The sequence below is a fragment of the Acinetobacter sp. YH16056_T genome, from assembly GCF_024605895.1.
In the GTDB taxonomy this organism is placed as follows: domain Bacteria; phylum Pseudomonadota; class Gammaproteobacteria; order Pseudomonadales; family Moraxellaceae; genus Acinetobacter; species Acinetobacter amyesii.
The window spans coordinates 1753111-1767005 of record NZ_CP094545.1 but is presented as its reverse complement, the minus strand read 5'-3'; the positions used below and the strand labels follow the sequence as shown (position 1 = coordinate 1767005).

Genomic DNA, 13895 nt, shown 5'->3' with positions numbered 1-13895 from the left:
AATCGAAAAATTTTACTTTTATAGAGCTATAGGGTGTTCAGACTGAATCAAGATGATTTGGTCATCATAAATAGATAACAGATTAAAAGTGTGAATATATGGAAATTACGATTCGTCCAGCAGAGCAACTTCCTGCTCAAATCGAAAATATTGCTGCTTTGGCGCAGCATGAAGGCTATACATTTATACACCGTTTAATTGAAGAATATCAAAGTGGTAAAAATCGTTTTGACCAAACGGGTGAGCAATTATTGCTTGCTTATGATGGCGATAAATTAATTGCTTGTGGCGGTTTAAATCAGCAATGGGGTGATACTGGTGTAGAAGAACGGATTGGACGAGTTCGCCGTTTCTATGTGCATCCGCAGTACCGTCAGCATGGCGTGGGTAAGCAGCTATTGGTGGAATTGGAAAAGGGTGCGAAAAAGCATTTTTCTGCACTGTGCTTAAATACAGAACTTAAAAATGCTGCAAAATTCTATCAAAAGCAGAATTATGTCTATGTTGAAAGTCATCCAAATTATAATTATTTCAAATATCTAGTTTAGTTTTAAATCCAAAAATAGAAAGTAAACACTGTAAATGAAGCATCCGATATCGGGTGCTTTTTTTTCATTTAGTAATTCAAAAAAAGAGTGCTTTATTTTAAGCAAAGTTTTAAGCAAAAATTCATTTTAGTTATCGAAGATATAAGCATCAAAATAACTGCATAGAGTGATGCATATGCAAGCGCTTGAGCTACAAGACTACGTTAAAAAAGTCCCTGAGATTACCGCACTGTTTTGGTTGACTAAAATTTTTGCGACCACCTTTGGTGAAACCAGTGGTGATGCACTGTCCATGTCCTTAAATTTGGGCTATTTACTCAGTACCTTTATTTTCGCAGGCATATTTATCAGTCTGCTGTATTTTCAAATACAGTCCAAAGCCTATAAACCTTATTTATATTGGGCCACGATTATTGCCAGTACTACGGTCGGTACGACTTTAGCGGATTTTGTAGATCGTTCTTTAGGGATTGGCTACTTGGGTGGTAGTTTGCTGTTGCTGGGTTTGGTGCTCATATCGCTTTTTAGTTGGTATCGAGTCGAAGGGTCAATCAATCCAAGTGTAGTGAATTTGCCGCGCACACAGATCTTTTATTGGTTGACGATTACATTTTCTCAAACGCTAGGTACAGCTTTGGGGGACTGGACTTCCGATAGTGCAGGATTAGGCTATAGCGGTGGCATTTGGCTATTTGGTGGTTTAATTCTATTGATGGCGTTGTTGTACTTTTTTAATCGGGTCTCAAAGACGATTTTATTTTGGGCCACTTTTGTTTTGACACGTCCATTGGGTGCAGTTGTTGGGGATTTTTTAGATAAGCCCATCAGTTCAGGTGGATTGGATTTAAGTCGCTTTATGGCTTCTTTTGTATTGTTATTGGCGATTGTGATTTGCGTCTATTGGTCAACACGAAATGATAGGCAATCCATAAAATCTGTCTAAATGTTTTAGTGCGAAAACAAGTGATTTTTAAAATTAAAGTTCAAGTTGATTAAAACAGTTGGAAATGTTGTTTCGGTGAATCTAGTTGTGATTTTTTAAGGTATACTTTGCCTAATTTAAATGAATAGATTAGGAGCACACATGACTGTAGATGTCACTGAAACCATTTCTCAAACTGTACATCCCGCGTTTCAGTTGATTCGTCAACATCATGTTGAAGCTTTAGACATTTTAGTGTCTGAATATAAACACAAAGTGACTGGCGCAGTGCATTATCACTTAGCCACAAACCATGACGAAAACGTATTTTTAGTTGCCTTCCGTACGCAGCCGATGGATTCAAAAGGTGAGGCGCATATTCTTGAGCATACGGCACTGTGTGGCTCAGAAAAGTTCCCTGTACGTGACCCATTCTTTTTAATGATTCGTCGTTCACTCAATACGTTTATGAACGCGTTTACCGCAGCGGATTGGACGGCATATCCATTTGCAACGCAAAACAAAAAAGATTTCCAAAACTTGTTAGAAGTTTATATGGATGCTGCTTTTGCTGCGAATTTGAACCCGCTTGATTTTGCGCAAGAAGGGATTCGTATTGAGCTAGAAAATGGAGAAGCTGTATATAAAGGCGTGGTATTTAATGAAATGAAAGGTGCCATGAGTTCACCTTCAGATCAGTTGTATCACCAACTTGCCCATCATTTATTCCCAGAAACGACATATCATTACAACTCAGGCGGTGATCCGAAAGACATTCCTGACTTAAGTTATGAAGAGCTAGTAAGTTTCTACAAATCACATTATCACCCAAGTAATGCGGTGTTCATGACCTTTGGTAATGAGCCTGTTTATAACTTACAAGAACAGTTTGAAACGCTTGCTTTGTCAAAATTTGAAAAAGGTCAAACGCTGTATTCAAAACCTGAGCGCCGCTTAACTGCGCCTGTAACGGTAACCGAAACGTATGCAGTTGATGCTGAAGACCTCAAAGACAAAACATATCATGTGCTTTCTTGGTTATTGCCTGAAGCAAGTAATATTAAATTACGTTTAGGTATGCGTTTGGTTGAGGGGGTATTGCTTGAAGATTCTGCTTCGCCATTACGTCATTACTTAGAAACCTGTGGTTATGCACAGTCTACTGGTCCATTCATGGGCGTAGATGACTCAAACTATGAAATGACGTTCTACTGTGCAATTCAAGGTTCAAACCCTGAGCATGCAGAACAATTTAAAAATGGCGTGTTTAAAGTATTAGAAGACGTTGCGGCTAAGCCTGTTGATCCAGCTTTAGTTGAGGCGATTTTACATCAGATTGAATTGCATCAGCGTGAAATCAATGGTGATGGTACACCATATGGCCTAAGCTTAATTCTGAATGGTTTAAGCAGTGCGATTCACCATTCAGACCCTGTGGATGTTTGGGATGTGGATACGGCCATTGAACAAGTGAAGGAAGAGTTGAAAGACCCAATGTGGTTATCTAACTTAATCAAAACATACTTGCTTGATAATCAACATCGTGTGCAATTAACTTTGGTTCCAGATGCTGAAAAAAATGCGTTGGAAGCGGCAGCAGAAAAAGCACGTTTAAAAGAAATTGATGCGAACTTAACTGAAGCGCAAAAAGCAGAGATTATTGCGCAGACTGAAGCACTGAACATTCGTCAAGATACCCCAGATGATTTGAACCTATTGCCTAAAGTAGGTTTAGAAGACGTTCCTGCACAATTACAGATTATACAAGGTCAATTACGCGAAATTATCAGTAATGGATTGGACACACCTTTAAATCTTTACCATGCAGGCACCAATGGTCTTTATTACCAACAAGTTTTGATTCAGATTCCTGATGAAGTGGTGCAATCGCCGTATTTCAACCTCTTGTCGATTTTGATGGGTGAAGTTGGTGCAGGTGAATACGACTACTTAGAGCTACAACAGTTGCAAACAGCTGTGAGTGGCGGTTTAGGTATGGGTGCGTCGCTGCGTTCAAAAGTGGACGACAAAGGTCAAATTAGTGCTTGGCTGACTCTAACCACTAAATCATTGGTGAATAATCTTGAAGCTATTCGCTTATTGAAATTGGCTTTTGAACAGCTACGTTTTGATGAGAAAAACCGTATCGTAGAGTTATTGCAACAACGTAAAGCACGTTGGCAGTCACGTGTTTCTGGCTCTGGTCATAGCTATGCAATGCAAATTGCAGGTCGTCAACATAGTGCATTGGCGTTACGTGATTATCATAATACAGGGCTAAGCGCGCTGAACTGGTTGTCAGAACTTGTCAGCAAAATTGAGCAAGACGACACGGCTTATAATGCCTTGATTGATGAGCTTAAGTTAATTCATAACCGTTTGCTTAAAGCACCAAAACAATTCTTGGTGGTGTGTGAAGAACATCATTCAGACCGATTGGTTGAGGAAGTTCAAACCATTTGGGATAAAGTGGCGATTGACGATAACCCACATGATTTAACTCAAGTGAATTTTGCGGATAGCAACAATGACGAAGCTTGGCTCATTCAAGCCAATGTTCAGTTCTGCGCTTCAGCATATCCTGCGGTGGAAGTGTCGCATCCTGATGCAGCACCTTTAATGATTTTGGCGGCTTATTTGCGTAATGGCTTCTTGCATAGCGCGATTCGTGAAAAAGGTGGTGCTTATGGTGGTGGTGCAAGCTATGACGGTAATGCATGTTCATTCCGTTTCTATAGCTACCGTGACCCACGTTTAGCTGAAACGTTTAAAGATTTTGACGCAAGTGTGCAGTGGCTACTGAATGCTGAACAACAACCTCATCAGCTAGAAGAAGCGATTTTGGGTCTAATTGCTAGCATGGATAAACCGGGATCACCAGCGGGTGAAGCTATTACAGCTTGCTACGCTTTATTGCATAAACGCACGCCAGCTTTCCGTCAAATGTTACGTGAACGTTTGTTGAATGTGACTTTGGAAGATCTAAAACGTGTTGCTGTAGCGTACTTGGTTGAACAACAACCGACAAAAGCTGTGGTTGCACCGATGGCTAAGCGAGATGCTTTGGTTGAGCTTGGTTTCGAAATAAAACAAGTGAATTAAAACAAAAAAGGGGTTTTTATGGCGTTCAAATCTCTTGAGCGTACGACATTGCAACTGAGCCTAATTGCGCTCAGTTCAATGTATGTCAATACTGTAAATGCACAAAATGCGGAAGTGGCTGTTAAACCAGCTACCGCTGAAGCATGTGTGGCACTTGAGTCAAATGCAGAGCGATTATCGTGTTATGACGCTTTGTTTAAAGTGCAACCTGCTGAAAAAGAAATGTTGGTTTCTGAGCGCCAAGCCGCCCAAGAAATTAAACCTGAGCCGACTGAAAAGCTGACTTTGAAAGAAAAAGTCAGTCATGCGTTTACGGACCGTTTATTTGCTGTAGAAGCACCGAACCTCAATCCAAATCTTTCATTATTGGATAGTCGTTGGGAGCTTTCTCCAGAAAGTAAATTGGGAACATGGAATATTCGCGGCTATCAACCTGTGTATTTAATGCCGGGATATTGGACGTCGGATAAAAATGAACGTCCATCTAGCCCGAATGAAAACAACACGGTACAAGCCGATCAGGAACAAAACCTGAAATCGATGGAAGCCAAATTCCAATTGTCATTAAAAACCAAAGCTGTTGAAAACTTATTTGGTGATAATGGTGATATCTGGTTGGGCTATACCCAGTCTTCTCGTTGGCAAGTCTACAACGAAGACGAATCACGACCATTCCGTGAAACCAACTATGAACCTGAAGCTAGTCTGGTTTTTCGTACCAACTATGAACTCTTAGGTTTGAATTGGCGTATGTTGGGTCTAACCTTTAACCATCAGTCTAATGGACGTTCTGATCCCTTATCGCGGAGTTGGAACCGTGTCATGTTAAATCTAGGATTTGAACGTGATAATTTTGCACTGATGTTACGTCCTTGGTATCGTTTCGAAGAAGATACCAAAGATGATAACAACCCAGATATTACCGATTATGTGGGACGTGGGGATTTAACAGCGTTTTATCGTCATAAAGATCATGACTTTAGTTTGATGTTGCGCCATTCACTAAAAGGTGGTGATGATTCACATGGTGCTGTGCAGTTTGATTGGACTTTCCCAATCAATGGTAAATTGCGCGGTACAGTTCAATTGTTTGATGGTTATGGTGAAAGTCTGATTGACTATAACCATCGTGCAACCTATGTCGGTGTCGGTGTGTCATTAATGAATTGGTTTTAATGATTGCTCAATAATTAATTTACGGACGTAAAAGTAATTTCGCATTTTTAAGATGCTTTTAAGTCTAATCGACGGAGTCTTATATCTAGGGATTGAATAAAGGGATTAGCCTTCGGCTGGAGGTACTTTTGTTTCGGCAAAAGTACCCAAAACCATTGTCATCCGCAAAACTCGCTCTCTAGCGTCTATTTATTTAAAGTATCGCAAAAACATTTTTGATTAGAAGTCATCCTGTCTCAAACACTTGCGGATGACCTTACCGCGTATCGTTCTTTCATTTGAATCAAATTACGCTTCTGATGTTACTATGTAACATCAGTAAATAAAAAAACCATGCTATGGCGTGGTTTTTTTATAACTGTGAGACAATGTACAAATCAACCAATCTGAATCTCAGAAGGTGGGTGTTTTAAGCGACTCTTCTTCGGTGTGGCAATCAGATAAGCCAGTGTTAAGGGTCCAAGTCGACCTGCGAACATTAATAACATCAGGGCAACTAAACTAGCAGGTTGTAAGTCACTGGTGATGCCACGAGATAGGCCTACTGTACAGGCAGCGGATACCGCTTCGAACAACAAATCTAAAAAGCGTTTATCAGGTTCGAGAAGCAATAGACTGAAAAAGCCAATGAAAATCAACGTTACTGTAATGAAAATCACCGCTAATGCTTTAAAGGTCGTTTTTTCAGAAACAGAGTGGTTAAACACACGCAGTTCATCTTCACGTCTTAAAAAACTGACCACACTGAGTACAACAATAATAAACGTCCCGACTTTGATGCCACCAGCTGTACTGAGAGAACCACCACCAATAAACATCAGTAACATCGTGATCAGTGAAGATGCATCGCTCATGCTTTCCATGGGTAAGCTGTTAAAACCCGAAGAGCGCGGAACAGTTGCATGGAACCAAGCATTTAGGGCTTGGTCACCAAGTGACATCGTAGCTAAGGTAGCAGCATTATTAGCTTCTAATAACCAAATGGTGATGAAGGCAAAGACATTTAAACCCGCAATAGTCGATAAAATCAGCTTGCTATTGGTACTGAGTTTTTTCCAACTTTTATTGCGCTTAATGTCCATCAGTACCAAAAAGCCGATACCCCCAATAATGTAAAGCATACTGATGGTAAACGTAATGAAATAACGGTCAGCAAAGCTCATTAAACTATTGGGAAATAATGAAAATCCACCATTATTAAATGCTGAAACACTATAAAAGGCAGCATAGAACAGGGCCTGGTTAAAATTGTATTCTTGCATCCAAGCGATGGTCAAAATAACCGTTCCCACCATTTCAAAAAATAGCGAATAAAGCAGTACGCCTTTAATAGTCATGGTCACTTTGGCAAGACTGGTTTGTCCAATGGTTTCTTGAGCCATAATTTGTTGTTTTAGCCCAATTTTAGGGGACAAACTCATAGCGGCCAATATCGCAAAGGTCATAAAACCGAGACCACCGCATTGTAGTAAACCCATAATCACGACTTTACCAAACACCGTATAGGCTTCGCCGACATTCACAACTGAAAGTCCAGTAATGGTTACGGCAGAGGTCGCTGTAAAGAGGGCATTGATCCAACTTAAATCACCATGATGTGAATATGGGAGCTTTAACAGCAAGGTGCCAATGATAATGAGCCCAAGAAAACCCAATGCCAAAATACTGGGTGGGCTGAGATTAATGGTATTACGCTGTTTATTGTGCAGTTTCATGTTTTTTACTGTCATCTTGCGTGATTATGTGCAAAAGGAGCTCGACGCTGATTACAAAGTTGCTTTAAAGTGTTTAGCCAGTCGACGTAAATGTTCGAGTAAACCTTCAACCACTAAAATATCGCCTGTTTGTAAAATCAGGTTCGGATCTAAACTATATTGAAGCTCGGTGCCACGTTTATGCAAAATCGTCTTCACTTCAGGGACATGATCCATTATTTGATTTAAACGCGTGCCTTGTTGTGATTCTTTAATTTCAACTTTCACCAAATAATGGTCATCTTCGAGTACCATGTAGCGGCTCACCATTGGATAACTTAGTGACTGAGCAACACGGACACCCATATCTTCTTCAGGATGGATGATTTTGCTGATGCCTAAATGGGTTAAAATCATGTGATGCGCTTTGGACTTGGCTTTGGCCCAAATTTTGTTGATCCCCATGTTTTTAAGATGGAGCACACATAAGATGCTGGCTTCAATATCTTCACCAATTGCGACTACGACGGCTTCACAATTTTGAATATTGAGTTCATGTAAAACGTGCTCATCTGTTGCGTCAGCAATCACTGCATGGGTCAGTTGGTCCGAAATACTTTCAACAAACTTTTTGTTGCTATCGATTCCAATGACATCGTGTTTTAAACCCATGAGTTCAGTGGCTACAGTTGCGCCAAAACTTCCTAAGCCAATCACAGCGAATTGAGCCATGCCGTATTCCTAAATTATTCTAAAGTTATTGAATATGTTGATGTTAGCTTGTTCAGCCTGGAGCGGCTATGGAAATTTACATAATCCATCTAAACCGAAAAGCTCTAATTTTTAATTTCTTCAGCATTTTGATAGGCATAAAGTTCAACAATATTGGGGCAATTATCCATAACTTGTTGGTATTTAAAAATTTCATAGCCTAATTTATTTTTTAGAATGTATTGAAATTGATGCTGATCTTCTTTAATGACATTTAAGGTGGCTTTACGAACGAGCTCAGAATTGTTCTTTAAACGGTTTAAGCCATCGCATGAAAATTCACGGATGATGGCTTGAACAGGTTCGGGAGCGGTTTGATCACTTAGCTCATCAAAGCGAATATATACAATGTAATTTGGATATTGATTCAACATTTCAGCTTGCGCGGTATAGCCGTAAATATTTTCTAGATTTTGCGTACGGGACTGATTTGGAATTTGTTTCATACTTTGACGAATCTTATCTTCCTCTTGCTTAAGTTGATAAGCCGGATATGCATAAAAATATCCACCTAAACCTACAATAGCGATCATAAATAAGGCATAAAAATTCAATTTTAAATATCCATTTTGTTTTATTTTCAATGGATTATAGGGTATGGTTAAATTAACAACAATGACAGCGTTGATGAATTAATTTGATGAATTTATTTATTTTGATTCAGGAAATAGTTGATGCAAATAAAAAAGCTGGAACCTAGATCCCAGCTTTCATATAGAAATTTTACTTATTTCAAGAAACGTTGATAACCGAGGTTATTGGTAATCTCAACATATGGATAGGTAATATTTTCCAATGTTTCAATCAAACCATCTGGGTTTTGTTTCGCATCCGTTGCTTCCATACCCACCAATACACGACCTTCCGCAGCACCGTGGTTACGGTAGTGGAATAGGGTGATGTTATGCGTTGGGCCTAGACGTTCTAAGAAAGTCAGTAATGCGCCTGGACGTTCAGGGAATTCCACGCGGAATAGGCGTTCATTCTCGATATCGGCATGACCGCCAATTAAATAACGGATATGCAGTTTAGCCACTTCATCGTCTGAAAGATCGTCTACATCGTATTGGAATTTTAAGGTTTCAAAAATTTCCTGACGTTCTTTTTCGCCATTTTTGAGACTAATACCCACAAACACTTGAGCGGCACTTGAGTAGCTTGCGCGGTAGTTAAACTCAGTGATGTTACGGCCTTGTAGTGCGCGGCAGAATTGGAGGAATGAACCTTTTTCTTCTGGAATGGTCACAGCAAAGATCGCTTCTTTACGTTCACCCAGTTCAGTACGTTCTGCAATGTAGCGCAGACGGTCAAAGTTCATATTAGCGCCGCATACAATCGACACCATATTTTTATTTTCTAGACCATGCTCTGCAACATACTTCTTAATACCTGCAAGCGCCATTGCACCTGACGGCTCTACAATGCTGCGGCACTCATCAAAGGTATCTTTAATTGCAGCACAGATTTCATCTGTATTCACCAAAATAACGTCACGCTCAACAATTGGGCCTGAGTTATCTGATTTTTGTAGCTGAATCACTTCAAATGGTTTTTCACCAATTTGTGCAACTGCTGTACCGTCGGCAAAAAGACCAACAGATGGAAGAATGACACGTTCATTAGCTTCAAAGGCTGCTTTTAAACATGCTGATTCGTCATATTCAACAGGAATGACTTTAACATGCGGTGCCACATCACCTAAATAAGCAGCTACACCGGCAATGAGACCGCCACCGCCAACAGCAACAAATACATACTCTACATCACGCCATTGACGCAAAATTTCGTTGGCAATGGTTCCTTGACCGGCCATAACGAGTTCGTCGTCATAAGGTGGAATAAAGGTCATACCTTCATCTTTTGCACATTGGATTGCATATTTATTGGCTACGTCAAAAGAATCACCATGCAGAACTACCTCACCACCTAAGCGTTTAACCGCTTGTACTTTAATGTCTGGTGTGGTTTTAGGCATAACAATAATGGCGCGAATACCCAACTTTTTACCAGATAACGCCACGCCTTGAGCATGGTTACCTGCAGAAGCAGTAATAACGCCACGTTCCAACTGAGATTTCGGTAATTGACTAATACGGTTGTAGGCACCGCGTAGCTTGAAAGAAAAGACAGGTTGTAAATCTTCGCGTTTAAAGCGAATGTTATTGTTTAGTTTTTCACTAATTCGTGGCGCTGCTTCGAGTGGGGTTTCGATTGCAACGTCATAGACTGTTGCCTGTAATATTTGTCGAACCAAACGAGACAGCATGTTAATTTTCCATCTAACAGTTTAAAATAGGCGTTCATTGTAACAAACACCCGTACATTTGGGCTGTAAAATCAGCAACAAATGTCAAAAAATAGTTGAGCCAAGTTATGAGTCTGTATGCTACCCAAGATGAAAAGAAACAAGCTGCCGCAAAAGCTGCATTAAAGCATTTGCCAAAGGGCGGTATTTTGGGTGTTGGTACAGGAAGTACTGTGAACTTCCTCATCGAATTATTGCCAGAGCTTCAACTCGAAGCTGCGGTTGCCAGTTCTGAAGCAACTGCACAACGTTTGAAAAAATTAGGCATTGAAGTGGTTGATATGAACCATGTTGGTGGTTTAGATGCCTATGTGGATGGCGCAGATGAAATCGACCGTCATATGCACATGATTAAAGGCGGCGGCGCTGCGTTGACTCGAGAAAAAATCGTGGCGTCTATTGCGAAAAAATTCGTTTGTATCGTAGATGATTCTAAATGGGTTGATCAGTTGGCACGTGAATTTCCGCTTCCTGTAGAAGTGATTCCAATGGCACGTTCTGCTGTGGCACGTAAAATCGTTTCTTTAGGCGGCGATCCTGTGTACCGTGAAGGCGTAGTAACAGATAACGGTAATGTAATTTTAGACGTACACAACTTAAATATCCTAAATGCATTGGAACTTGAAAAAACTTTAAACAATATTCCGGGTGTAGTGTGTAACGGTATCTTTGCTCTAAACAAGGCGGATATTGCGGTTGTAGCCACTGATAACGGTATTGAAGAGCGTACAGCGGTTTAATCTATAGAAAATTTAAATGTAAATAGAGTTTCGATTTATATTTAAATTTCTAATGGAAGTTCCCTCTCCTTTGAGGAGAGGGTTAGGGAGAGGTCAATTTAAATGTCCCCCTCATCCTAACCTTCTCCCAGAGGGAGAAGGAACCCTCAATATACTTTTGAAAACTGCTTAAAGTTAAATTTTATGCATTATTAATAAGCTTTTAAAAAGAATAAATGACTCCCAACCTCCCTGAAATTCAAATCACCCGAAAATTACGTGCCACACGCTTAAGATTGCGAGTAGAACCAACTCAAATTAAATTAACAGTGCCGCAATTTTGTACACAGCGCCAAGTGCAAGATTTTCTGAAACAATCAGAACAATGGATGATTGAGACATGGCAGAAGCAGCAGGAAAAAGCAGGGCTGCAGGATCGAAGTCTGCCAATAAAATTAAAGTTATTTAATTTAGAACAACCGTTAATGGTTGTTTATCAAACGCAAAAACATTCATTTATCTTGGATGACGAAAGCCATCAACTATTCATCAGTGATCGACAGCCTGAGCAATATTTAAAAAGCTTTGTGATTGCTTATGCCAAAGAGTATTTACCAATTTATTTAAAGCAAGTGAGCAGTGAAACAGGCTTGAAATATGGTGATTGCTCAATTCGTCAGCCCAAAACGCGCTGGGGAAGCTGTTCAGCGCGCCATGATATTATGCTGAATAGCGCATTGGTGCTGTTTCCAGAGCAAGTTGTACGATATGTGGCTGTACATGAGTTAGCGCATACCAAGCACTTTGACCATAGCCCAAACTTTTGGGCTGAAGTGCAAAAGCATGATATAAATTTTCAGCAGCATCGAAAAATACTAAAAATGACGGCAATGCCTTGGTGGTGGGTGCTCTGAATTAAAGGCACTAAGTTGTAAACACTAAAGCATTTCTTAATATATTATTTCAATTAAATCAAATCCTTCTTGGTATGTAGGCGGTTCTAATGCGTAATAAACATTGGTTAATGCCATCAGATCGACTATTTCATCTGAAGGGTGTTGAGCGTTTCTTTTTATGCATACTTCGAGCGGGATTTGAAACCATACAGCAACGCATTTTTTACCCAATTATTTAGCTTGCTCAATTATCGGTAGACGTTCAGATTGCTTTACTAAAATAGCATCAAAAATAATATTTTCAGGTTCGCGGGATATTTGGTTTTTGGCCCAAGTTGATTTCCCAGCCCCTTGGCATCCGATCAATATATAAATGATTTTAACCTTTGGGTTAGTTTTTAATTCATGCTTAAAAGCGTCAAAACAGCATTGCCATGCTGGAATATTTCTTTCTTTAGTGAAGACACGACCTTGAGCTGTGGATAGGTAATGATCAGGATTTATATGCATGATCTGACTTAATAGGATTCAGAAGATAAGCTAACATTATAAAGTGAAGCTTTATATGTCAAAACAGTTCAGAAATCCTCAACTTCCTGTCATACTAGGCAGTCATCAAATGGATACTTTGAATAGAGGTAAAGAGCGTGATTTCAGTAGGTATTGTCGGCGGTACAGGTTACACAGGTGTTGAATTACTGCGTATTTTACTGCGACACCCAAATGCGGAAGTGAAAGTTTTAACTTCGCGTACTGAAAATGGCCGCCGTGTGGATGATATGTTCCCAAGTTTGCGTGGACATACAGACCTTTGCTATTCAGATCTAAATATTGAAGAACTAAAACACTGTGACGTTGTATTCTTTGCGACGCCGCACGGTGTTGCAATGAAACACGCAGAAGAGTTAGTTGCTGCAAATACTAAAGTGATTGACCTTGCTGCTGACTTCCGCTTGCAAGATTTAGCTCAATTTGAGAAATGGTATGGCCTAGATCATGCATGTCCAGAGCTATTAAAAGATTCAGTTTATGGTTTGTCTGAATTAAACCGTGAAAAAATTCAAAAGGCTTCAGTGATTGGTAACCCAGGTTGTTACCCAACAACTGTTCAGCTCGGTTTAGCGCCAGTATTAAAAGCCGAAGGATTAGTGAAACCTGAAAGCATTATTATTGATGCAAAATCAGGTGTGTCTGGTGCAGGTCGTAAAGCCAGCCTAGGTATGATCTATTCTGAAAATGCAGATAACTTTAAAGCATATGGTGTAGCAGGTCACCGTCATCATCCCGAAATAGTAGAAGCCTTAGAAAATATATCAGGTCAAAAAGGTGTGTTTAACGAAATTTTATTCGTACCGCATTTAGTACCGATGATTCGTGGCATGCTCAGTACTATCTATATTGATTTGACAGACGCAGGTGCTTCTGCGGATTTACAAAGCATATATGAACAGTTCTATGCCAATGAGCAGTTTGTAGATGTTATGCCTGCAGGTAGCTCACCTGAAACACGTACTGTGCGTGGTGCGAACCAATTACGTATTGCGATTTGCAAACCTCAACCGAAAAAATTAGTGATTTTGGTGGCTCAAGACAATTTGGTGAAAGGTGCAGCAGGTCAAGCCGTACAAAATATGAACTTGATGTTTAGTTTTGCTGAAAATGCAGGACTTCAAGGCATTGGTTTATTACCATAAGAAACGATTTAAAACTTCACACACATTTAAAACTGGATTTAAATGTGTGCCTTGAGTGAACTAAAAAT

The 13895-nt window shown here is 39.9% G+C and carries 12 protein-coding genes; 7 read left to right on the top strand and 5 right to left on the bottom strand.

The genetic code is table 11. The features are described 5' to 3' along the window. Positions 1 to 98 precede the first annotated feature (98 nt). The 4 genes from MST17_RS08705 to MST17_RS08690 all read left to right on the top strand — a co-directional run bounded on the left by MST17_RS08705 (position 99) and on the right by MST17_RS08690 (position 5748). The gene (locus MST17_RS08705) at positions 99 to 548 is read left to right on the top strand and encodes a GNAT family N-acetyltransferase (protein WP_078188654.1); all 450 of its coding nucleotides are present in this window, start codon (positions 99 to 101) and stop codon (positions 546 to 548) included. A 175-nt stretch (positions 549 to 723) separates the two neighbouring features. Then, positions 724 to 1491: a hypothetical protein gene (locus MST17_RS08700; RefSeq protein WP_373685441.1), complete on the top strand. Its 768-nt coding sequence runs from the start codon at positions 724 to 726 to the stop codon at positions 1489 to 1491. Positions 1492 to 1632: 141 nt separating this feature from the next. Next, positions 1633 to 4572 carry an insulinase family protein gene (locus MST17_RS08695; protein WP_180026243.1) on the top strand — a complete coding sequence of 980 codons (2940 nt, stop codon included), beginning with the start codon at positions 1633 to 1635 and terminating at the stop codon, positions 4570 to 4572. Between the two features lie 18 nt (positions 4573 to 4590). Continuing rightward, positions 4591 to 5748: a phospholipase A gene (locus tag MST17_RS08690; RefSeq protein ID WP_180004659.1), complete on the top strand. Its 1158-nt coding sequence runs from the start codon at positions 4591 to 4593 to the stop codon at positions 5746 to 5748. A gap of 377 nt (positions 5749 to 6125) precedes the next feature. On the opposite strand, the gene MST17_RS08685 is transcribed toward MST17_RS08690, so the two are convergent. The 4 genes from MST17_RS08685 to ilvA all read right to left on the bottom strand — a co-directional run bounded on the left by MST17_RS08685 (position 6126) and on the right by ilvA (position 10479). Then, positions 6126 to 7463 (bottom strand): TrkH family potassium uptake protein, encoded by a 1338-nt coding sequence (locus MST17_RS08685; RefSeq protein WP_078188650.1) that lies wholly within the window; start codon positions 7461 to 7463, stop codon positions 6126 to 6128. Between the two features lie 51 nt (positions 7464 to 7514). Further along, complete coding sequence (locus MST17_RS08680) at positions 7515 to 8174, bottom strand: TrkA family potassium uptake protein (protein ID WP_168378595.1); 660 nt, start codon at positions 8172 to 8174, stop codon at positions 7515 to 7517. Positions 8175 to 8278: 104 nt separating this feature from the next. Next, positions 8279 to 8746: a hypothetical protein gene (locus MST17_RS08675; protein WP_180007813.1), complete on the bottom strand. Its 468-nt coding sequence runs from the start codon at positions 8744 to 8746 to the stop codon at positions 8279 to 8281. A gap of 194 nt (positions 8747 to 8940) precedes the next feature. Further along, positions 8941 to 10479 carry a threonine ammonia-lyase, biosynthetic gene (ilvA, locus tag MST17_RS08670; protein ID WP_180007812.1) on the bottom strand — a complete coding sequence of 513 codons (1539 nt, stop codon included), beginning with the start codon at positions 10477 to 10479 and terminating at the stop codon, positions 8941 to 8943. 107 nt (positions 10480 to 10586) lie between these two features. On the opposite strand from ilvA, the gene rpiA reads away from it, so the two are divergent. Continuing rightward, positions 10587 to 11258, top strand: a complete 672-nt coding sequence (gene rpiA, locus MST17_RS08665; RefSeq protein WP_180004663.1) for a ribose-5-phosphate isomerase RpiA — start codon at positions 10587 to 10589, stop codon at positions 11256 to 11258. A 215-nt stretch (positions 11259 to 11473) separates the two neighbouring features. Further along, positions 11474 to 12151 carry a SprT family zinc-dependent metalloprotease gene (locus MST17_RS08660; protein ID WP_180007811.1) on the top strand — a complete coding sequence of 226 codons (678 nt, stop codon included), beginning with the start codon at positions 11474 to 11476 and terminating at the stop codon, positions 12149 to 12151. 213 nt (positions 12152 to 12364) lie between these two features. Here the strand turns inward: MST17_RS08660 and MST17_RS08655 are convergent, their stop codons facing one another. Further along, positions 12365 to 12643 carry a hypothetical protein gene (locus MST17_RS08655; RefSeq protein WP_228157131.1) on the bottom strand — a complete coding sequence of 93 codons (279 nt, stop codon included), beginning with the start codon at positions 12641 to 12643 and terminating at the stop codon, positions 12365 to 12367. A 137-nt stretch (positions 12644 to 12780) separates the two neighbouring features. Here MST17_RS08655 and argC point away from each other — a divergent pair, with 137 nt between their 5' ends. Then, positions 12781 to 13827, top strand: coding sequence for an N-acetyl-gamma-glutamyl-phosphate reductase (gene argC, locus MST17_RS08650; protein WP_180026242.1), 1047 nt, complete (start codon positions 12781 to 12783; stop codon positions 13825 to 13827). Positions 13828 to 13895 lie beyond the last annotated feature (68 nt).